Genomic DNA, 20203 nt, shown 5'->3' on the forward strand with positions numbered 1-20203 from the left:
CGCGCCGGGGCCACGCCGTTTCGTTTTCGCCGATATTGGGCTATGGCCCGCCGCTCGCCGTGGCAGGAGCCGTCATGTCCCGATTTCCGCTCGCTTGCGAGCCGCGCTGAAGTTTGCCGTCGATGATCCCTGCCCGCCCTGCCAACCGCGCGCCGATCGCGCCGGCCTATCGAGTCGTGCTGCTGCTGATCGCGCTGCTCGCGGTGGCGATCCCGGCGCTGGTCGTGAGCCTTGCGCCGCCGGTCGTGCCGCACCGCCGCATCGTCGTGCGTCCGCAACGCGTCGTGCCCCCGGCCGAACTGCCGCCGGTCGAACCGGTCGCCTATCAGGATCTCGATCCCGAGGATGCGCGCACGTTCAACGCCGGTGTCCCCTTCTCGACCGATCCCAATCCGGCCGCGCGTCCGTTCCGCCTTGGCGGCACCGACGAGGACAAGGCGCGCGCGATCGACTGCATGGCCGCGGCGATGCTCTACGAAGCGGGTGACGATACGCTGGGGCAGCGCTCGGTCGGCCAGGTGATCATCAATCGCACCCGCCACCCCGCCTTCCCCAAGACGATCTGCGACGTGGTGTTCCAGGGCCAGGAGCGCAGCACCGGCTGCCAGTTCACCTTCACCTGCGACGGTGCGCTGGTGCGCCATCGCTGGTCCGACATCGCCTGGAAGCGCGCGCGTGAGACGGCGACGCTGGCGCTGAGCGGCAGCGTGTTCGACGCGGTCGGCTATTCGACGCATTATCACACCGATTGGGTGGTGCCCTATTGGCAGTCGAGCCTCGACAAGGTCGCCAAGGTCCGCACCCATCTGTTCTTCCGCTGGACCGGCTGGTGGGGCACCCCGCCCGCCTTCCGCCGCGAAGTTTCGCCGAGCGAACCGGTGATCGCGCAACTCGCGGCCTATTCCGACGCCCATCGCATGGGCGCCGCGCTCGACGAGGCGGCGGCGGTCACCGCGCAGGCGGCGCTGCTCACCGGCGCGGTCCCCCCGCCGGTCGCCAGCGACGACAACAGCTTCCTTGTCACGCTCGATCCCAAGCTGCCGCCCGATGCCTTCGCCGCGCTTGCCACCGCTGCGTGCGGCACCCGCGATTATTGCAAGTTCATGGGCTGGGCGGACAAGGCACGCACGCCGAGCGCCGTGCCGATCACCCCGCAGCAGATTGCTACCATGTCGTTCAGCTATCTGCGCGATCGCGCGCGGGGCTACGAAAAGGCGCTGTGGAACTGCGCCGAGATCAAGCGCGCCGATACCAACCAGTGCATGAAGCTGCAGGTCTTCGCGCCGGTCGCGCGCCAGACCGAGACGTTCCGGCTCGAGAACCTGCCCGGGTCGCGCGTCGCCGTGCCCGTCAGCAAGAGTGTGGATGAACTCACCGGCGTCCGCCGCCGCGTCGAGATCACCGCCATGCCGCCGCGGCCGCAGGCGACGCCGACGCCCGCGCCGGGGCGCTGATCCGCCGCCCCGAGCAGGTCTCGGGGCGGCGTGATCGGCCTATTTGCTGGTATATTTGTCCATCCAGCCAAGCACTTCGCCATACCATTGGCGCGAATTGTTCGGCTTCAGCACCCAGTGATTCTCGTTGGGATTGACCAGCAGCCGCGACGGGATGCCCTTGCGCTGCAACGCGGAGAACGTCGCCAGCCCCTGCGTGTAGGGGATGCGGAAATCCTTCTCGCCGGTGATCACCAGCATCGGCGTCTTCCACTTATCGACGTGATTGACCGGGTTCCATTTCTCGAACGCGGCCGGGTCCTCGTAATAGGCCTTGCCGCCGTGTTCCCACTCGTCGAACCACAATTCTTCGGTTTCATAGGCCATGGCGCGCGCGTCGAACACGCCGTCATGCTGCACGATGCATTTGAAGCGATCGGGCCACTGGCCTTCGAACCAGTTCATCATATAGCCGCCATAGGAGGCGCCTAAGGCACAGGCATTGTCGGCATCGAGCCAGCCGAACTTGTCGGTCGCCGCCTTCAGCCCCTTCTGCAGATCCTCGAGCGGCCAGCCGCCCCAATTGTTGCTGATCGAATCGGTGAAGGCCTGGCCGTACCCGGTGGAGCCGTGGAAATCGACCGCCACCAGCCCGTAGCCGGCGCCGGCGAACACCGCCGGATTCCAGCGATACGACCAGCTGTTGTTGCTCGATCCCTGCGGCCCGCCATGCACCATATAGGCCACCGGCACCTTGCCCGTGCTGCCCGCGGGCTTCACGGCATAGCCCCAGACGGTGTCGTTATTGGCGCCGGCAAAGCTGAACCGCGTCACCACCGGCATGTCGATCCCGGCGAGCTTGCTCGCGTTCACCGCGGTCAGCCGCTGCGTCTTCTTGCCGCTCAGGCGATAGAAATCGTCCGGCGCGGTCAGGCTGTTCATCGCGAACACCAGCCCCCTGGCGGTCGGCACGAGCCCCGAGATATGCCCCTGCTGCGTCAACCGCGTGACCTTGCCGCTCGCCGCATCGACCGCAAAGGCCGGCGTTTCCTGCGTATCGTCGGCGGTGACGTAGAGCGTCTTGCCGTTCTGGCCCCAAGCGATCGAGGCGACCGAGCGGTCCCAGCCCTGCGTCAGCGCGCGCACCTGCCCGCTGGCCAGATCGCGCACCATCAGCACCTGCCGATCGGCCTCGAATCCGGCGCGCGCCATCGCGAAATAGGCGAGGAACCGGCCGTCGGGCGAGATGGTCGGCAGATTGTCCGTGCCTTTGTTGGCCGCAGTCAGGTTGACCGGCGCGGCCGATCCATCCGCCGGCACGGCAAAGATATCGAGGTTGGTCGATAGCGGCTCGATCCGCCCCGCCTCGCGCAGCGCGAAATAGACGGTCTTGCCGTCGCGGCTCCAATCCACTTCCTCGGCGCCGCCGAACGGCTTGGACGGCGCATCGCCGATCAGCGCGCCAACGATCGCCACGCCGTCCCCCGCCGCGCCATCGGCGCCGAGTGGCAGCACGAACAATTGCGAACGATCGCCGTTCGACCACGTGTCCCAATGCCTGACGAACAACTGGTCATAGGTGCGCCCCTCGCCGGCCGAAGGATCCTTCTTGACCATCGCCGGGGCGAGGCTCGGCGCGCCCGGCTTGCGATCGGCCCAGACGAGGATCTTGTCGCCGGTCGGCGCGACCTTGAAGCCGCCGAAGCCGCCCTGGAAGCCGGTCAGCTTTCTTGCATTGGCGCCGTCCAGGCCGATCGACCAGATCGCATCGTCGCCGCCCTTGTCGGACTGGTAATAGATCGTCGTGCCGTCGCTCGACATTTGCGGGCTGGTTTCGTTGACGTCGGCTTCGGCCGCGAGCTTTTCGGGCTTGGCGCCCTTCCTGGACAGATCGAGCCGCCACAGGTCGAACCGGCCCCGGTTCGCCGCGAGATCGGTTTCGCGCTGCTGCCATACCAGCCAGCGCCCGTCCGGCGAGGCGACCGGTGCGGCGACGCGCGACAAGGCGATCACATCGTCGATGGTGAGTTGGCGGGCGGCGGCAGGGGAAGCGGCAGCGGTGAGCGCGAGGACACTCGCGGAGAGGATCATCTTCATGGCGGCGAGATGTAGAACGGATCAGGCCACCGGAGCAACGGCCCGCTTGTTCTCCCGCGAAAGCAGGAGCCCAGGGTTTCAAGCGGTATCGTACGTGGCTCAGGACTCCGCCTTCGCGGCGGAACAGATTGTGTTTGGGGACAGGGAGCGAAGCCCCCCGCCCGGCTCAGCGCTGGCTGGTGATCCGGGCGATTTCCTGCGCGACCATCTGCTCGACCATGCTCGGCAGATTGGCGTCCATCCAGTCGCGCAGCATCGGGCGGATCATCTCGCGCACCATGCCCTCCAGCGTGTCCGAACCGGAAACCTCGGGCTTCACGATCAGCCGCGACAGTGCCTCGAGCGGCCCGCGTGTCGCCTGAGTCGCCCGGGGCGACAGAATCGGTTCCTCTTCGGGTGCCGCTGCGGCTGCGGCTGCGGCCGCTGACGGCGCAGGCGCTGGCGCGGCCGGCGTCGGCGCATAGGCGTAAGGCTGGGGCATGCTGTCTTCCTGGTCGCCGCGCATTGGGTCGCTCAGTTCGAGGATCTCGTCATGGCCGAAATCGTCGAGGTCGGGGCGCGGCGGCAGCGCCTGGATCCGCGGCGCCTTGCGCGCGCGCGCGGCGGTCGCCGCCGAGTCGCCCTCTTCGGCGATGATCCGTTTGATCGATGAGAGGATATCCTCCATCGACGGTTCGGCGCTGATATCCCCCATCGACACATCCCATCAACCGCGAGTGCCGCGCCTCACGCGCGACAACGGCCCTTACTGCGGGCTGCTTGCGGGATTAACCACGTCTCTGTCAACTGGCGTGTCGAGAATCGGGTCGAGCGGGCGGGTCACTTCCGCCCCTTGCGCGCGCGTGTCGCTGGTCCGCGTGGCCACGGGCTGCGGCTCGGGATCGCCGCCGCGGTCGGACCAGCGATTCTTCACCCGGTCGTAATTGGTCACCGGATTGTACAGCGGCCCGCCGTCGAGCCCGAGATCGTCGGCCTCGGCGCGGCCCATCGCCGCCTGCAGCGCGAAGCGCGCGACATAGGAATCACGGCGCGCGGTGACCAAAGTAACCTGCGAATTGAGCAATTCCTGCTCGGCGTTGAGTATGTCCAGGATAGTCCGGTTCCCCACGCTATTCTCGGCGCGCACGCCTTCCAGCGACAGGCGGTTGGCGCTCACCGCGGTTTCGGCCGAAGCGATCACCTGTTCGGACGATTTCCATACCGCATAAGCGGCACGCGTATTGGCGATCACCGCGCGCTCGGCCTCGGTCACCTGCTCGATCGACTGGCTGCGTCGCGCCTGCGCCTGGCGCACCTGCGCGGCCGGCCGGCCGCCCTGGAACAGCGGCAGAGTCAGCGACAGGCCGGCGCTGCCGGTGGTGCCCGATTGGCTGCCGACGGCGATGCCACTGCCCTGCCCAAGCGAGCCGAGATAATTGAAGTAATTGCCGCCGACCACCACGCCGACACGCGGCGACCGTGCAGCCCGCGCCACGTTGATGTCGAACGCCGTGGCGTCACGCGTTTTCTGCGCCGCGAGCAATGTAGGATTGTCCTGCAACGCGATCTCGACCGCCTGATCCACGCCGGACGGCGCACCGGGCACGGGCGGGGGCGTGTCGAGCACGCCCGGCGCGTCTCCGACCAACCGAATGTAATTTTCGCGGCTCGAGATCAGCCGCGCCTGCGCCGTCTGCAACTGCGCGCGCGCCAATGCGAGCCGTGCCTGAGACTGCGCGACATCGGTGCGCGTCAAATCGCCGACCTGGAAGCGATCGTTGCTCGCCTGCAAGTTGACGTCGAGCACGCGAACGTTCTGCGTGTTGAGCCCGACGATCGCCTCGTCACGAATCACGTCCATGTACGCGCCGACCACCGCGGTAAACAGATCCGCCTCGGTCCCGCGCAGGCCAAGCCGGCCGGCATCGACACGCGTTTCCGCCGCACGGATCGAATTGCGCACGGCGCCGCCGGTGAAGATCGGCACCGACAATTGCGTCGAAGCGGTGGCCGAGCGATCCGGCGAGTTGATGCTGTTCGTCCCCGGCCCCTGCAGCACCGCTTCGCTATAGCCACCGGAGAGATCGAGCGCCGGCCGGCCCGCCGCCCGCGCGATCGGCACATTCTCGTCGATCGCACGGACATTGGCGCGCGCACCGGTCAGCGTGGGATTGGTATTGTACGCCTTGACCAACGCGTCCTTCAACGTCTCCGCCGCCGCCGGTCCGGCGATCAGCAACAGAGCGGTTCCGGCGAGCAAGGAAGTCCGGCGCATCGGCATCTTTCAGAAGGTAAAGGATTTGGGCGGGGCGAATCCCGGCAGCGGTACGCAATCGATATCGGCGAACGGCAGCAGCGCAAAGCCGCCCTCGGTCTTGCGACCCGCGGCAAGCCGCGTGACACCCTGATCGGCGACCCCGCCTACCACGCGGCCGCCGGGCTTGACCTGCGCGATTAATGCCTCGGGGATTTTCTCGATCGAACCGTCGACGAACAGCAGATCGTAGGGGCCGCCCTCCGCCGCGCCGGCCTCGAGCGCGCCCTCGACCACGGTCACGTTGGCATGGGCGGCCAGCGCCGTGCGGGCGAGCGCGGCAAGCGCCGGATCGCTTTCCACGGCGGTCACCGAGGTCACGATCTCGGCCAACACCGCCGCGGTATAGCCGCCCGCCGCGCCGATCAGCAGCACGCGGTCGGTGGCCTGCAGCATCGCTTCGGTCAGCAATCGCCCGGTGGCGATCGGAACGTTCTGGAAGCGTCCGCGCCCCAGCGGCAGCGCGGTATCGCGGTAGGCGATCTGCTTCGCCTCGGCCGGCAGATAGTCTTCGCGCGGCACGCGCGCCATCGCCGCGACGACGCGCGCATCGCTCACCGCGTTGGTGCGCAACTGGCTCGCGACCATCGCGTGCCGCATTGCTTCAGCCGAATCGATTGTTTCTACAGTCATAACGCCACCCTCATCGCACGGCTGTTTTAGCCATGCAACACACCAATTGATACGACTGGCTTGTATCGTGCCGCCACGCTCGCGCCAAGCAAGCGATGTGCCCTGGTTGCGCTAAAATGATCGCGGGAAGGTTGACAGCGCGGCGCGCCCGCCGCATCCCGCCGCCTCGCTCATCGAGGCCCGATGGCGGAGTGGTGACGTAGAGGACTGCAAATCCTCGCACCCGGGTTCGATTCCCGGTCGGGCCTCCAAGCAGCCGCATCAGCGGCCCGTCCGGATCGTGGCGTCGCCGGCAAAGCGATCGCGGAGTCCGAAAACACCCTGGACGCCCAAGTAGCATTCAAGCTCAGCATTGCTTCGGACGCCCAAATCCCAACCGCCGCGACGGCGATGCCCGCCACGATATCAACGATATAATGTCCGCCGACCGGTACGGCGGATGCCAGCATGAGCACGTTCAACAGCGCGAACGGCCAGCGCAACCAGCGGATGGTCCAGAATGCATAGCCCAGCAAGACGGCTGCGGCAGCGTGAAAGCTCGGAAAGGTGATGATGCCGTCCAACTCGGCCAGGCTAACGACCCGCAGCGAGCCATCGCGCAGCCTGTGAAGGATCTCGGGCTGCCGCCACGGCGTGGGGTCGAGCAAGGCCGGGACATCGGACGCCGCGATTCCGAAATGCGCATAGGCGCCCAATGCCGGTAGGAACGTGAAGAGGGCGACGATCAGGCATAACGTCAACGTCCAGGACAGCACGAAATGCCACACCCGCCTTGGTACCACCGTCATCGACAGCAGCACGATCGCCGATTGCGGTTGCCAGAGGATGCTTTCGTAGACGGCGTTCGCAACGCGCACGGCGGTGCCCGACCTGGCGAAAGCGCGCATCGTCCTCGGCCAGTCGAACCATGGCAGGAGCATCCGGTCGGCAGCGGCGAGCGCGACATCGACGAACGGCCGTTGGCCCGTTGCGAGCATAAATGTCGATAGCGTGATCACCAGGCAGCACGCGGTGAATACCGCCCATGCCTCCAGCGCGGTTGCGATGCGCACCATGCCGCGTCGCCGCAGACACAAAGCGAACCAGACGATGAACGCCAAGATGCCCCCCGCCATGCCAAACTCGGCAGACACGAGCCTCAACCCCGAGACGACAAGGCCGATCGGCATGGTCAGCGCCGACAATGCCAGGAAAATGTAGAGCAGCCTCGGCTCCGTCGCAAAGACACGCTGCTGTGGTCGCGGCGCGGCGTGTAGGCGGAGGGCGGCGATCATCCCGACGTCATCGGTGACAATGATTAAAGTCTGGCAAACCGCCCGGTGCTGCGCGCGCTCTGCCTATAGCCGTTCGAGCGTTGCGACGAATGGCGCGTCCGCTGGCGGCATCGGCAATAGCCGCAACTCGGCCGGCATTGCCCATTGCAGCGCCACGGCATCGAGCAATGCAGGCGTACCGATCCAGCGCCGGCAGGCGTATAGCAAGAGTACCAGATGCTTTCCGCTCAACGCTTGGCTGGCGAACGTTACCGGATACAAGTCGGCTGCCGCCACGGTAAGCGCCAATTCCTCGTTCAGTTCGCGCACCAGCGCCGCTTCCGGGCTTTCGCCCGGTTCGACCTTGCCGCCCGGAAACTCCCACAGTCCTGCCATCTGCTTACCCGGTGGGCGCTGCTGCACCAGCACGCGGCCGGCATCGTCGATCAGCGCCGCCGCCACAACGGGGAACAGTGCTGTTGAATTCGGCATTCGTTAACGATCCTTGGCTAGGGCAAGAGGGGATGTACCTGGGACTCGCCGCATGATTGGACGCTTCATCAAACGGCTAGCCTGCGATCAGGCCGGCGGCACCGCCATAGAATATGGGCTGATCGCAGCTTTGGTCGTCATCGCGATGATCGCCGCGTTCACCGAGGTTGCGAACACCACCACGGCGATGTGGGGCAGCGTCAATACGAAGGTCGTGCACGCCAGTGGCGGCCGTTGATACGATGCAGAAAAGTTCACCAGCTTAAGTTTTCATCAACCTGGACCGCTTAGGCAAGGAATGTCGATCCGGCTCTCCGGCTCGACCGGGTTACTGAAGCCACAATTGGAGACCGGACATGCAGAAGATTCGTAACTTCATCAAGAATTCCAAGGGCGCGACCGCAATCGAGTACGGCCTGATCGCCGCACTGATTGCCGTCGCCGCCATCGCAGCAATGCAGGGCCTGGGCAACCAGCTCAAGACCACGTTCGGCACCGTGACGACGAGCATGGGCGGTAAGGCTGCAACGTAAGAGCCACGCTGCAAATCGACGAAAGGCGGCGAAATTTGGTTTCGCCGCCTTTTTCGTGCCCGCCCCCGGGGGCCGCGCTTAAGATGTGTGGATTACAGCCGGCCCATCGCGAGGAATTTGGCGCGCCGGTCGCGACGTAGCTCGGCCGGCCCCATATTGCCCATCCCGCCGAGCGCGTCCTGCAGCGCATCGCCGAGGCTGGCGATTGCCAGCGCCGGATCGCGATGCGCGCCACCCAGCGGTTCGGGCACGATCGTGTCGATCACGCCGAGCCCCTTCAGATCCTGCGCGGTGACCTTCATCGCTTCTGCCGCATCCGGCGCCTTGTCGGCGGTGCGCCACAGGATCGAGGCGCAGCCCTCGGGCGAGATCACCGAATAGACGGCATGCTCGAACATCAGCACCTTGTTGCCCGCCGCCAGCGCGATCGCGCCGCCCGAGCCGCCCTCGCCGACCACCGCCGCGATCATCGGCACGCCCAGCGACAGGCACATCTCGGTCGAGCGTGCGATCGCCTCGGCCTGGCCGCGCTCTTCCGCCTGCACGCCGGGAAACGCGCCCGACGTGTCGACCAGCGTCAATACCGGCAGGCCGAAGCGATCGGCGAGCTGCATCAGGCGGATCGCCTTGCGATAGCCTTCGGGCTTGCCCATGCCGAAATTGTGGCGCAGCCGGCTGGCCGTGTCGTCGCCCTTTTCATGGCCGATCACCATCACGCGCGTGCCGCGGAACTGCGCGAAACCACCGACGATCGCCTGATCATCGCCGAACGCACGATCGCCCGCCAGCACGGTGAAATCGTCGAACAGACCGGCGACATAATGCTTGAAATGCGGTCGTTCGCCGTGCCGGGCGACCTGCGTCTTCTGCCACGGCGTCAGCCGGGCATAGGTGTCGCGCAACGCCTTGTCGGATTTCGCCTGCAGCTTGGCGATCTCCGCATCAATATCGACCGTGCCGTCGGCGGCGGTTTCGCGCAGTTCGTCGATCCGCCCCTGCAGGTCGGCGATCGGTTTTTCGAAATCGAGGAAGCTTGCCATGGCCGGGCGGTTAAGGCCCCCGCCGCTTGCCGTCAATTGAAGCAGTGTTCGCCTGGTCGGTCAGCGGGTGGCGGCTGTTGACCAGGTCGACCAGCCGCGCGCTGTCGACATGGGTATAGATTTCGGTCGTCGCGATGTCGGCATGGCCGAGCATTGCCTGCAACGCGCGCAGATCTGCCCCGCCTTCCAGCAGATGCGTTGCGAAGGCATGGCGCAGCACGTGCGGGCTGACCCGCTCGGGCGGTATCCCCGCTTCCGCCGCCAAGCCCTTCAGCAACTGATACAGCCGCACGCGTGACAGATGCGCCTTCCCCGAGGGGAACAGCCAGGCGCGCTCGGCCGCGACCTGCGTGCGCCACGCCGCGACCGCCGCCCGCGCGCGGTCCGAAATCGGCACCAGCCGCTCGCGCCCGCCCTTGCCGCGCAGGATCAGATAGGGCCGGTCGGGCGCGATCGCATTGCGCGGCAGCGAGACCAGTTCGGTGGCGCGCAGGCCCGAGCCGTAGAGCAGTTCGACCAGCGCTGCGAGCCGGAGGTCGTTCGGATCGCGCGGATCGCGGGCGATCCGCGCCGCGATCGCAGCGAACAGCCGGTCGACGTCGCCATGATCAAGCGTCTTGGGCAGCGCGCGTTGCGCCCCCGGTCGCGGCAATGCGCTGCCGGGATCGTCGCGCCGCAATCCCTCGTCGGCCAGGAACGCGAAGAACCGCCGGAGCGCGGCCGATTTCCGCGCCACACTGGCGCGCGACAACGTCGCCCAATGCGCACCCAGCCGCGACAATTCGACGACCGACGCCGCAGCCAGCCGACGTTCGAGAAAGTCGGACGCCAAGGACAGGTCGCTGCGATAGGCCGCGATCGTGTTCTTCGCTGCCCCCGCCTCGGCCGCCATCATCTCCAGAAACCGTTCGATCAGGACATGATCGGGATGCTCGCTCAAAGCCGCGCGATCGCCTCGGTGGCGATCATCCGCGCCTGGCCGCCCAGCCCCACCAGCCTGAGCGCGTTGCACACGCGGTACAATACTTCGGGCGGCACGCCGCGCCAGTCGCTGGTCTGCATGCCGATTGCGGCCAGCACGATCACCAGCCCCGGCTGGTTCGCCCGCGCGGCGCGATCGATCGCCCGCGTCCAGCCATTCTCCGTACCGATCGGCACGTCGAGCGATCCCGCCGCGCTCGATGCCTCGCCCGGGCTCATGCGCCCCAGCCCGGCCATCCCGGCGAAGAACAGCTTCTCCTTCAGCGTCGCATTGTCCCCGGCCGGCGCATAATCGTTGATGTCCCCCGCACGATAGCGTCGCGACACCTCGGGATCGGCCAACGCAAGCATTGCCCAGGCGTCGCTGCCCGCGGTCGCGCGCGATTGCCAGCGTAGCGCGGTGCGATCCAGCCCAGCGCTGAGCATGGAGGCGACCAGACGGTTCATGTCCACTTCCTGCGTATCCGTCGGCAGGCGCGCCGCCGCACGGGCGGTCAGGATCATCCGTGCATACCGCGCATCCGGCGTCTTGCCTTCGCCCCACAAGCCGGCCAGCGCGGCCACGCGTTCGCCCCGCGTCGCCGCATTATAGGCCGTGCGCAGATCGCGCCCGACCGCATATTCCGCGCGCGCCTGATCGTCTTCGCCGTCGATCGCGCCATAGAGATCGACCAACGCGGCATTGGACAGCACGCCGCGCACCGCCGCATATTCGGCCGGCGCGATCCGCTGCCGCACCTCCAGCATGGGGGACAGTGCCCGCCAGGATTGCACCTGCGGCCCCGCGGTCTGCACCATCGCATCGGGAATCTCGGTGCCGCTTGCCGTCGCCAGGCCATAGCGCCACGCGGTCAACTGATCGACGCCGTCCCATTCGATCGTGATCGCCTGCCGCCCGCTCGCCCCCATGCCAGCGACCTTGCGCGCCAGCAGCATGTCGACGCCACGTGCCACGCCCTGCTTTTCGAGTGTCTTGAGGATCGGTGCGGCGGCCTCGCCGCCAAGCCCCGTGCAGATTCCGCGCGCGATAACCCAGCCACGCTCCTGCGCCGCGTCGGCACTGCCGACCAGCGGACACAATTGCCCGGGATCGCCTGTCGCCAGCGCGGTCTGCATCGCCACTTGGTAGAGCTTGGGCGTGTAATTGTCCGAATCGACCGCCTGCACCACGGCACGCGCCGCCACTGCCTCGCCCATCCGCACAAGCAGCCAGGCCCGTTCTGCGGCAAAGTCGGCCCCGCCGACGCGCGCCGGCGTATCGATTCGCGATACCAGCGTGCGCCGCAGCGCGATCGACAGCCAGCGCGACGCGATCGGCGCGTTCAGCCGGCGCATCAGCGTCTCAAGATAGATGCCGTCGACACCGCGAAACGCGTCCGGCCCCAGCGCGCCGTCCGCCGGCCCGGCCACGCCCACCGTGGCGAGCGAGCGCCGGGCATAATCGGGCATTTCATAGCGCTGGGCCTGCGCGGCCTGCGCCGCCGCCAGCGCCGCCATGGCGGCGGGATCGAGCGGAGTCGGCGTCGGGCTGGGCACGGGCTGCGGCGTCGCTGGCAGCCCCAGCGTCGACGGACTGAGCGTCAGGCCCGGCCCCGATGCGGGCGTCGCACGCGGACGCGGCGGTGCGCCCGACGGCGCGACCGGCTCGTCGAAGCCCGGCGGCAGCAGCGATTCGGGGCTGTCCTGTCCCAGCGCCATGCCGGCGCCGAACAGGCAGACGGCCAGCGCGCCGAGCGCGACCTTAGTTCGAGAGATTCGCAAGCGGCACCGCTTTCTCGACGCGGACCGGAGGCTTTTCATGGGCCATGCCGGACAGGACGAACAGCCCGCCCACCACGAGAACCACGACGACGATAAGCGTAACCACCAGACGAGACATGAAAAACCCTGTGCGAACAAATGTGGATGCGGCGGCAGACGCCTTTTGCCGCAGACGCAGGGTCGCTGTATAGCCCGCCCGCCATGTTGCAAAGCCACCATCCAGACGATCCGCCGCACGATCCGGCCAAGGGCCCGGTTTCCGCGGCCTATGCCGGCCGGCCGATCGTGCTGATCGGGCTGATGGGCGCGGGCAAATCGACCGTGGGACGCCGCCTCGCCGCGCGCCTCCAGTTGCCCTTCGTCGACGCGGATACCGAGATCGAGGCCGCCGCCGGCATGTCGATCGCCGACATCTTCGAAAAATTCGGCGAAGCGCATTTCCGCGATGGCGAGCGCCGCGTGATCGCGCGGCTGATCGATGGCACCCCCAAGGTGATCGCCACCGGCGGCGGCGCGTTTATTCACGAAGGCACGCGCGCGCTGATTCTCGATCAGGCGCTGGCGATCTGGCTCGATGCCGATACCGCGATCCTGGCCGATCGCGTCAAGCGGCGCGACACGCGTCCGCTGCTGCGCGGCAAGGACCCCCGTGCCGTGCTGATGGAGCTCGCCCGCGTGCGCAACCCGATCTATGCGCTCGCCCCGATTCGCGTCGCCAGCCACCATGCGCCGCACGAACATACCGTTTCCCAGATTCTGAAGGCGCTTGGCCTATGACCGTCATTCCCGTCTCGCTCGGCGCGCGCAGCTATGACGTCATCGTCGAGAACGGGCTGCTCGCGCGCGCCGGCGACCATCTCGCGCCACTGTCGCGCGGCCGCACGATGGTGATCGTCACGGACGAGAATGTCCGCCCGCACCTCGCTACGCTGCAGGCGTCGCTTGCCGCCGCCGTGGTGCAGAGCGAGGCGATCGTGCTGCCGCCGGGTGAGAGCAGCAAGAGCTGGGCGATGCTGGAGACGCTCACCGATCGCTTGCTGGACTTGGGTGTCGAGCGGGGCGATCACGTCGTTGCCTTGGGCGGCGGGGTGATCGGCGATCTGGTCGGCTTCGCCTGCGCGATCCTCAAGCGCGGCTGCGGCTTCGTGCAGGTTCCCACTACCCTGCTCGCGCAGGTCGATAGCTCGGTCGGCGGCAAGACGGCGATCAACTCAAAGGCCGGCAAGAATCTGGTCGGCGCGTTCCACCAGCCCGCGCTCGTGCTGGTCGATCCCACCACGCTCGATACGCTGCCTGCGCGACAGGTCCGTGCCGGCTATGCCGAAGTGGTGAAATACGGCCTGATCGACGATCCCGCATTCTTCGCCTGGTGCGAATCGAACGCCGCCGCGCTGATTGCCGGCGACGCCGACGCGCGCAGCTGTGCCATCAGCCACAGCATCGCCGCCAAGGCGCGCATCGTCGGGGAGGATGAATTCGAGACCAAGGGCCGCCGCGCGCTGCTCAACCTCGGCCATACGTTCGGCCACGCACTGGAGGCGGAAGCCGGCTTTTCCGATACGCTGCTCCACGGCGAAGGCGTCGCCGCCGGCATGGCGCTGGCCTACGGCTTTTCCGCCGCGCAAGGCATCGCCCCACCCGCCGACGCCGAACGCGTCCGCACGCACCTGGCGGCGATCGGCCTGCCCAACGGACTCGCCGCAGTGCGCAGCACGCAAAGCGGCCACGAACTTGTCGCGCACATGATGCACGACAAGAAGATGAATGCCGGCACCCTCCCCTTCCTGCTCGCGCGCGGGATCGGCGAGACCTACGTCGACAAGACGGTCGATCTGGCGAAGGTCACCGCGTTCCTCGACGCGCAGCCGCGGTAATGCCGCGGGGCGTTGCCAAAGCCGACCTCCCGAGCAAGACCTGCCCGGTCTGCCAGCGCCCGTTCGCCTGGCGCAAGAAGTGGGAACGCGACTGGGACAGCGTGATCTACTGCTCCGAACGCTGTCGCCGCACCAAGGCCGAGAAATAACCACCGCCTTGGTGGAAACGGGCTCCGCTCCGCGCGTTAAGGCCGGCCCTTCCCCATCAAAGGACCGCCCCATGGCCAAGGCACTCTCCCGCTTCACGATCGAGCCCGCCGACGACGGCTACACGCTGCACATCGAGGATGATGCCGGCGAGACGCTCGAGCTTACCGCGACCGCCGAGCAGCTCGATATCATCGCGGAGGCGATCGAAGACCAGCTCGAGGAAGATGTCGAGGAAATCGACGTCGCCGAATGACCGAATACGCCCCGGCTTGGGCCGGGGCGCCTTCTCAGCGCGTTGCCGTCCAGGCGAGCCACAGCCAGCCCGCAATCAGCAGCGCCCCGCCGATCGGCGTCACCGCCCCCAGCCAGCGCGGCAGTCCCAGCGCCATCAGATACAACGTTCCGGCAAAGATCAGCCCGCCGATCAGGAACAGCCATGCCGGTCCCCGGGCATCCAGCCGCAGCACCGCCAGCGCCGCCACCGCATGCAGCAGCTGATACTGTGCGCCGGTCTTGAGCCACTCGACCGCCGCCCCGCTCGCGCCATGCGCGCCGAACGCCCCCGCCCCCACCGCCAGCGCTCCTGACAGCGCGGCCACCAGCACGATCCAGTTCACGTCGCTTGCTCCAGATCGGGTCGCTTGTCCTGCGTGAGGATCTGGTCGCGCGCCGCGCGCAGATCGCCGGCTTCATGCTGAATTTTCAGACGCTCCTTGTCGCGCGCGCGGTAATGCTCCTCGCTGCGATTGATCTCGCCCTCGTCGATGCCGATCCCGCGCATTGCGATCCGCGCCATCTTCACCGCCGATTCCAGCACCTCGCGCACCACGCCATCGGCGTGCGAATCCTTAAGCTTGAGCAGAGCGCGCCGATCGAACGCGCGGACGAAAATCTTTGCCTTCGGAAACGCCTCGTGCACCCCGTCGATCAGTTCCGCGCTCAGCTGATCGCCATCGATGCAGAACATGATCAGTTCAGCCTCGGCCGCGCCCGCCTGGCGCAGCAGGTCCATGCGCGTGCCATCGCCGTAATAGACCTTCGCGCCGAATCCCTGGGCGATATCGATCATCTCGATATCGGTATCGATCAGCGTCACCGGCACGCCCTGCGCGATCAGCATCTGCGCGACGGTCTGGCCGAACCGCCCATAACCGACGATCAGCGCGTTCGCGCCGTCCGCCATCGGCCCTTCGCGATCGCTGCTGTCGATCGGCTCGGCGCGAATCCGGCTGGTGATCATCATCAGGAACGGCGTCGTCGCCATCGACAGCGTGACGATCGCGCCGAACAGGCTGGCCGCCTGCGGCTCGATCAACAGCGCATTCTGCGCCTGCGCGAACAGCACGAAGCCGAACTCGCCGCCCTGGCTGAGCAGCAGGCCGAGCGCGAGTGCGCCACGCCACTTCATCTTGAAGGCCATCGCGATGCCGAAGATGATCAGCGCCTTGGTCGTGATCAACGCCAGCGCCATGCCGACGACGAACAACGGCCGATCGGCGATCGCGCCGAGATCCAGCATCATGCCGACCGCGAGGAAGAACAGGCCGAGCAGGATCGACCGGAACGGCTCGACATCCGCCTCGAGCTCATGCCGGTAGGGGCTGTCCGCCAGCATCACGCCGGCGACGAACGCGCCGAGCGCGGTCGACAGGCCGAGCGATTCCATGATCGCCGCGCTCGCGATCACCGTGAACAGGCCCGCGAACACGAACATCTCGCGCTCGCCCATATTGCCGATGATGCGGAACAGCGGGCGCAAGATGAAGCGCCCGGCCAGGATCAGCCCGACGATCGCGATCACGGTATAGATGAACAGCAGCCAGCCCGGGGGCCCGGCGGCATCGGCCGGATTGCGTGACATCACCGCGACGATCGTGATCAGCGGCACGATCGACAGATCTTGGAACAGCAGGATCGAGAAGGCCCGCTCGCCGAACGGCGTGCGCATGCGCCCGGCCGATTGCAGCATCGGCAGCACCTGCGCGGTGGAGGACAATGCCAGTGGCAGGCCCAGCGCCAGCGCCGCGGCGATCGACGAGCGCGTCGCCGCCCACACGACCAGCGAGATCGCCACGCCGCACAGCACCACCTGCAGCGCACCGAGCCCGAAAATCTCCTGCTTCATCCGCCACAGGCGCGTGGGATTGAGCTCGAGCCCGACGATGAACAGCAGCAGCGTGATACCGAGCTCCGCCACGCCGATCTTCGCCTCGGCATCGCCGACCAGTCCCAGTACGTGCGGCCCGACCACAGCGCCGGCGACGAGATAGCCCAAAGTCGCGCCGAGCCCCAGGCGCCGGAAGATCAGAACGAATACCAGGCCGAAGCCGAGCAGCATCACTGCATCGCGCAGCAGCGAGGTCGTTGCATGATCCATCAGATCGTTTCCCGTGCGCTCTGCGCTTGTGCCGCCGCTTCCGCCGCCGCTTCGAACGCCAGGCGGATCGAGGCATGGCGCGCGCTATGCGGCAAGGCGGGCTGAAACAGATCGAAGCCCGCCCACGCGGGCAGGCCATCCTCTCCTGCCAGCCAGGCGGACAGCGCATCGCGCGCCGCGGCGAGTTCTTCGGGCGATTTGCCGATCACCTCGGCCGCCAGCAGCGAGGACGAGGCCTGCCCCAGCGCGCAGGCGCGCACCAGCATGCCGACCTCGCGCACTCGGCCGTCATCTCCGAGATTGATATCCACCGTCACCCGGCTGCCACAGATCGGCGAGCGCTTTTCCGACGAGCCCATCGGCTCGGCCAGTCTCGCCTGATGCGGGATGGTCGCGGCAAGCCGCAGGATCTCGGTATTGTAGAGGGGAGCGTTCATGGCCGTGCCGCCGATATGCTGTTGTCACCACTGCGCGCCGCGTCACGCGGCCCGAACACCGGCTGCCCCTTGCGCCGGCGATCGACGAAATCGGCGATGCTCGCGCTGGTCGCGTTGAGCAACGGATAGGTGCGCGATTGCGTCAGCCAGGTGGGCCGCTGCGACGGTCCGCCGCCCATCGTATCGGTCACCAGCACGACGAGCAGGAACAGCAGGCTCGACAGGATCAGTCCCTTGATCGCGCCGAACCCGAAGCCGAGCGCGCGATCGAGCGGCCCCAAGACCGAGGTGCGCGTGCGCTCGCCGATCGCGTTGGCGACCATCCGCCCGGCGAAATAGGTGATCCCGGCGATCAGCGCGAAGGCCAGCACCGCCGCGCCCGATACCGTGCCGACCACACCGGAAAGGGCCGCCGCGATCGGCGTATGGAACAGCTTCACCGCGAACACGATCGCCACCCAAGCGAACAGCGCCAGCACTTCCGTCACGAAGCCACGCATCAGCCCGAGCCCCGCCGCACCCAGCACGGCGATCAGAACGAGAATGTCGAGTGCGGATAGTCCCATGCGTCTGCCTTAAGCCCCGAGCCAAGTGCCAGACAGATAGAGGCGGGAGTGCGGCGGCGCTAGCCACGCCCGAGCATATGATCGACGAACGTGCCGAGCGTCTTGAACCCGGTCAGGCTGAGCGGCGTCTTCTCGCCGACCAGCGCCGATGGCACCAGCGCGCGCTCGAAGCCCAATTTGCCCGCTTCCTTGAGCCTGAGCGCGCCATGCGCCACCGGGCGCAATTCGCCCGACAGCGCGATCTCGCCGAACGCCACCGCGTCCACTGGCACCGGCCGTTCGCTCAGCGCGGAGACCAACGCTGCGGCCACCGCCAGATCCGCCGCGGGATCCTGCACGCGGTATCCCCCCGCGATGTTGAGATACACTTCCGAGGTCGAGAAACTCAGGCCACATCGCGCCTCGAGCACCGCCAGCACCATCGCCAGTCGCCCCGAATCCCAGCCGACCACGGCGCGCCTGGGCGTCGCGCCGCTCGCCAGCCGCACGACCAAGGCCTGGATCTCGACCAGCACCGGCCTCGTGCCCTCCAGCGCCGGGAACACCGTCGTCCCGGTCACGCCCTCGTCACGCTGCGTCAAGAACAGCGCCGACGGATTGGCGATCTCCGCCAGCCCTTCCGCGACCATCGCGAACACGCCGATCTCATCCGTCCCGCCGAAACGGTTCTTGATCGCCCGCAGGATGCGATATTGATGGCTGCGCTCGCCTTCGAAGCTCAGCACCGTATCGACCATATGTTCGAGCACGCGGGGGCCCGCGATCGAGCCGTCCTTGGTGACATGGCCGACCAGCACCACCGCGGTGCCGCGCTCCTTGGCGAAGCGGATCAGTTCCTGCGCCGAGGCGCGCACCTGGCTCACCGTCCCCGGCGCGCCCTCGATCAGGTCGCTGTGCATCGTCTGGATCGAATCGATCACCAGCAGGTCGGGTGGCGTGCCCTGCCCTAGCGTGGTCAGGATATCGCGCGTCGAGGTCGCCGCTGCCAGCTGCACGGGGGCATTACCGAGCCCGAGCCGCCGCGCGCGCAACCGCACCTGGTCCGCCGCCTCCTCGCCCGAGACATAGGCCACCGACCGCCCGGCCAGCGCCATCTTCGCCGCCGCCTGCAGCAGCAGGGTCGATTTGCCGATCCCCGGATCGCCGCCGATCAGTGTCGCCGATCCTTCAACGAACCCGCCGCCGAGCGCCCGGTCCAATTCGGCGATCCCGCTTGCCATCCGTTCGGGCAGCGCGATCTCCGCATCCAGCCCGACCAGCTGGAACGACCGTCCGCCCGATTGCAGATTATGCTTGGCCTGGAACGGCGTAACGGTGCCGCCACCCGCTTCCTCGACCAGCGTGTTCCATTCCGCGCAATCCGCGCACTGCCCCGCCCAGCGATGCGACACCGAACCACACGATTGGCAGACATAGCGTTTCTGGGGTTTTGCCATGCCGACCGGCGTAGCAGAAAGAGAACGAGAGGGGAACACCCGCAAGGACGCACGCCGCGTATGCGACCGAATTTCCTTCCCTGATAAGGAACGGGCTAGAGTATCACGTCCAGGCGCGTGCCGGGATCTTCAAACCCCGCTGCACCGCCGGCCGCGCCAGCGCGCGTTCCAGCCATGCGCCGACATTGGGAAAATCATCGAACCCGACCAGGTCGCGCGCCTCGTAGAAGGTGATCAGATTGTTGACCCAGCCGATCATCGAGATATCCGCGATCGAATAGGCCTCGCCCAGAAACCACGTCTTCCCCGCGAGCACCGCGTCCATCACGCCGAGCAGCCGCTTGGCCTCGTCGACATAGCGTCCCAGCGGCCGCTTATCCTCCCAGTCCTTGCCGGCAAACTTGTTGAAGAAGCCGAGTTGCCCGAACATCGGCCCCACGCCGCCCATCTGGAACATCAGCCACTGCGTCGCATGCCAGCGGTCGGCCGGCCCCTCGCCGAGAAACTTCCCTGTCTTCTCCGCTAGATAAAGCAGGATCGCGCCACTTTCGAACAAGGCCAGCGGCTGCCCGCCCGGCCCGTCCGGATCGATCATCGCCGGAATCTTGCCATTGGGATTGAGCGACACGAACGCGTCCGATTTCTGATCGTTCGTGGCGAAATCCACCAGATGCGGCTCATAGGCCAGGCCGGTTTCCTCCAGCATGATCGCCGCCTTCACGCCATTGGGGGTGGGCAGCGAATAGAGCTGGATCCGCGTCGGATCCGCCGCGGGCCAGCGTGCCGTGATCGGGAAATTCGACAGGTCGGTCATCGCGAAACTCTCCTTGATTGGTCGAGAGATAGT

The 20203-nt window shown here is 67.1% G+C and carries 23 protein-coding genes, 1 tRNA gene and 1 pseudogene; 9 read left to right on the forward strand and 16 right to left on the reverse strand.

Annotated features, from left to right (window positions below):
• The first annotated feature begins 122 nt into the window (after positions 1-122).
• Positions 123-1454 carry a cell wall hydrolase gene (locus NV401_RS16010; protein WP_261295452.1) on the forward strand — a complete coding sequence of 444 codons (1332 nt, stop codon included), beginning with the start codon at positions 123-125 and terminating at the stop codon, positions 1452-1454.
• A gap of 39 nt (positions 1455-1493) precedes the next feature.
• On the opposite strand, the gene NV401_RS16015 is transcribed toward NV401_RS16010, so the two are convergent.
• The 4 genes from NV401_RS16015 to NV401_RS16030 form a co-directional block, all read right to left on the reverse strand.
• On the reverse strand, positions 1494-3530 hold the full coding sequence (locus tag NV401_RS16015; protein ID WP_261295453.1) for a S9 family peptidase: 2037 nt from the start codon (positions 3528-3530) through the stop codon (positions 1494-1496).
• A 166-nt stretch (positions 3531-3696) separates the two neighbouring features.
• Positions 3697-4224 (reverse strand): DUF2497 domain-containing protein, encoded by a 528-nt coding sequence (locus NV401_RS16020; RefSeq protein WP_261295454.1) that lies wholly within the window; start codon positions 4222-4224, stop codon positions 3697-3699.
• A gap of 51 nt (positions 4225-4275) precedes the next feature.
• Positions 4276-5784 carry a TolC family outer membrane protein gene (locus NV401_RS16025; RefSeq protein ID WP_261295455.1) on the reverse strand — a complete coding sequence of 503 codons (1509 nt, stop codon included), beginning with the start codon at positions 5782-5784 and terminating at the stop codon, positions 4276-4278.
• A gap of 9 nt (positions 5785-5793) precedes the next feature.
• A complete protein-coding gene (locus NV401_RS16030) occupies positions 5794-6456 on the reverse strand; it encodes a protein-L-isoaspartate O-methyltransferase family protein (protein ID WP_261295456.1) in 663 nt (220 codons plus the stop codon).
• 177 nt (positions 6457-6633) lie between these two features.
• Here NV401_RS16030 and NV401_RS16035 point away from each other — a divergent pair.
• Positions 6634-6707, forward strand: a tRNA-Cys gene (locus NV401_RS16035).
• Positions 6708-6881: 174 nt separating this feature from the next.
• On the opposite strand, the pseudogene NV401_RS18820 reads toward NV401_RS16035, so the two are convergent.
• Positions 6882-7433, reverse strand: a pseudogene (locus NV401_RS18820) (phosphatase PAP2 family protein); the annotation flags it as partial.
• On the opposite strand from NV401_RS18820, the gene NV401_RS16040 reads away from it, so the two are divergent.
• Complete coding sequence (locus NV401_RS16040; RefSeq protein WP_261295457.1) at positions 7318-7656, forward strand: hypothetical protein; 339 nt, start codon at positions 7318-7320, stop codon at positions 7654-7656. The pseudogene NV401_RS18820 and the gene NV401_RS16040 sit on opposite strands and share 116 nt — an antisense overlap.
• Positions 7657-7793: 137 nt before the next feature.
• On the opposite strand, the gene NV401_RS16045 is transcribed toward NV401_RS16040, so the two are convergent.
• Positions 7794-8201, reverse strand: a complete 408-nt coding sequence (locus tag NV401_RS16045) for a (deoxy)nucleoside triphosphate pyrophosphohydrolase (protein WP_261295458.1) — start codon at positions 8199-8201, stop codon at positions 7794-7796.
• 52 nt (positions 8202-8253) lie between these two features.
• Here NV401_RS16045 and NV401_RS16050 point away from each other — a divergent pair, with 52 nt between their 5' ends.
• Both NV401_RS16050 and NV401_RS16055 read left to right on the forward strand, forming a co-directional pair.
• Positions 8254-8439, forward strand: a complete 186-nt coding sequence (locus tag NV401_RS16050; protein ID WP_261295459.1) for a Flp family type IVb pilin — start codon at positions 8254-8256, stop codon at positions 8437-8439.
• 118 nt (positions 8440-8557) lie between these two features.
• Positions 8558-8734, forward strand: a complete 177-nt coding sequence (locus NV401_RS16055) for a Flp family type IVb pilin (RefSeq protein WP_261295460.1) — start codon at positions 8558-8560, stop codon at positions 8732-8734.
• 92 nt (positions 8735-8826) lie between these two features.
• Here the strand turns inward: NV401_RS16055 and NV401_RS16060 are convergent, their stop codons facing one another.
• The 4 genes from NV401_RS16060 to NV401_RS16075 are packed head-to-tail and all read right to left on the reverse strand — an operon-like array spanning position 8827 to position 12634.
• Positions 8827-9774 (reverse strand): acetyl-CoA carboxylase carboxyltransferase subunit alpha, encoded by a 948-nt coding sequence (locus NV401_RS16060; RefSeq protein ID WP_261295461.1) that lies wholly within the window; start codon positions 9772-9774, stop codon positions 8827-8829.
• 10 nt (positions 9775-9784) lie between these two features.
• Positions 9785-10714, reverse strand: a complete 930-nt coding sequence (locus tag NV401_RS16065; RefSeq protein ID WP_261295462.1) for a tyrosine recombinase — start codon at positions 10712-10714, stop codon at positions 9785-9787.
• Positions 10711-12516 carry a hypothetical protein gene (locus tag NV401_RS16070; protein ID WP_261295463.1) on the reverse strand — a complete coding sequence of 602 codons (1806 nt, stop codon included), beginning with the start codon at positions 12514-12516 and terminating at the stop codon, positions 10711-10713. The genes NV401_RS16065 and NV401_RS16070 overlap by 4 nt, the downstream gene beginning before the upstream one ends.
• Positions 12497-12634 carry a hypothetical protein gene (locus NV401_RS16075; protein ID WP_261295464.1) on the reverse strand — a complete coding sequence of 46 codons (138 nt, stop codon included), beginning with the start codon at positions 12632-12634 and terminating at the stop codon, positions 12497-12499. Before NV401_RS16075 ends, NV401_RS16070 begins: the two co-directional genes overlap by 20 nt.
• 83 nt (positions 12635-12717) lie before the next feature.
• On the opposite strand from NV401_RS16075, the gene NV401_RS16080 reads away from it, so the two are divergent.
• The 4 genes from NV401_RS16080 (at position 12718) to NV401_RS16095 (ending at position 14793) form a co-directional block, all read left to right on the forward strand.
• Positions 12718-13293: a shikimate kinase gene (locus NV401_RS16080; RefSeq protein ID WP_261295465.1), complete on the forward strand. Its 576-nt coding sequence runs from the start codon at positions 12718-12720 to the stop codon at positions 13291-13293.
• On the forward strand, positions 13290-14390 hold the full coding sequence (gene aroB / locus NV401_RS16085; protein ID WP_261295466.1) for a 3-dehydroquinate synthase: 1101 nt from the start codon (positions 13290-13292) through the stop codon (positions 14388-14390). The genes NV401_RS16080 and aroB overlap by 4 nt, the downstream gene beginning before the upstream one ends.
• Positions 14390-14539 carry a DUF2256 domain-containing protein gene (locus tag NV401_RS16090; protein WP_261295467.1) on the forward strand — a complete coding sequence of 50 codons (150 nt, stop codon included), beginning with the start codon at positions 14390-14392 and terminating at the stop codon, positions 14537-14539. The genes aroB and NV401_RS16090 overlap by 1 nt, the downstream gene beginning before the upstream one ends.
• A 71-nt stretch (positions 14540-14610) precedes the next feature.
• Positions 14611-14793, forward strand: a complete 183-nt coding sequence (locus NV401_RS16095) for a hypothetical protein (protein WP_261295468.1) — start codon at positions 14611-14613, stop codon at positions 14791-14793.
• Between the two features lie 34 nt (positions 14794-14827).
• On the opposite strand, the gene NV401_RS16100 is transcribed toward NV401_RS16095, so the two are convergent.
• From NV401_RS16100 to NV401_RS16125, 6 genes are all read right to left on the reverse strand, one after another.
• Positions 14828-15157 carry a DUF423 domain-containing protein gene (locus tag NV401_RS16100; protein ID WP_261295469.1) on the reverse strand — a complete coding sequence of 110 codons (330 nt, stop codon included), beginning with the start codon at positions 15155-15157 and terminating at the stop codon, positions 14828-14830.
• Positions 15154-16917 (reverse strand): cation:proton antiporter domain-containing protein, encoded by a 1764-nt coding sequence (locus tag NV401_RS16105; protein ID WP_261295470.1) that lies wholly within the window; start codon positions 16915-16917, stop codon positions 15154-15156. Before NV401_RS16105 ends, NV401_RS16100 begins: the two co-directional genes overlap by 4 nt.
• Positions 16917-17354, reverse strand: coding sequence for an iron-sulfur cluster assembly scaffold protein (locus tag NV401_RS16110; protein WP_261295471.1), 438 nt, complete (start codon positions 17352-17354; stop codon positions 16917-16919). Before NV401_RS16110 ends, NV401_RS16105 begins: the two co-directional genes overlap by 1 nt.
• Entirely contained in the window at positions 17351-17920 is a 570-nt protein-coding gene (locus NV401_RS16115) for a CvpA family protein (RefSeq protein ID WP_261295472.1), read from the reverse strand. Before NV401_RS16115 ends, NV401_RS16110 begins: the two co-directional genes overlap by 4 nt.
• 59 nt (positions 17921-17979) lie before the next feature.
• Entirely contained in the window at positions 17980-19356 is a 1377-nt protein-coding gene (radA, locus tag NV401_RS16120) for a DNA repair protein RadA (RefSeq protein ID WP_261295473.1), read from the reverse strand.
• A gap of 103 nt (positions 19357-19459) precedes the next feature.
• Positions 19460-20170 carry a glutathione S-transferase family protein gene (locus NV401_RS16125; RefSeq protein ID WP_261295474.1) on the reverse strand — a complete coding sequence of 237 codons (711 nt, stop codon included), beginning with the start codon at positions 20168-20170 and terminating at the stop codon, positions 19460-19462.
• Positions 20171-20203: the final 33 nt, after the last annotated feature.

This window comes from Sphingomonas hylomeconis, from assembly GCF_025370105.1.
Classification (GTDB): domain Bacteria; phylum Pseudomonadota; class Alphaproteobacteria; order Sphingomonadales; family Sphingomonadaceae; genus Sphingomonas; species Sphingomonas hylomeconis.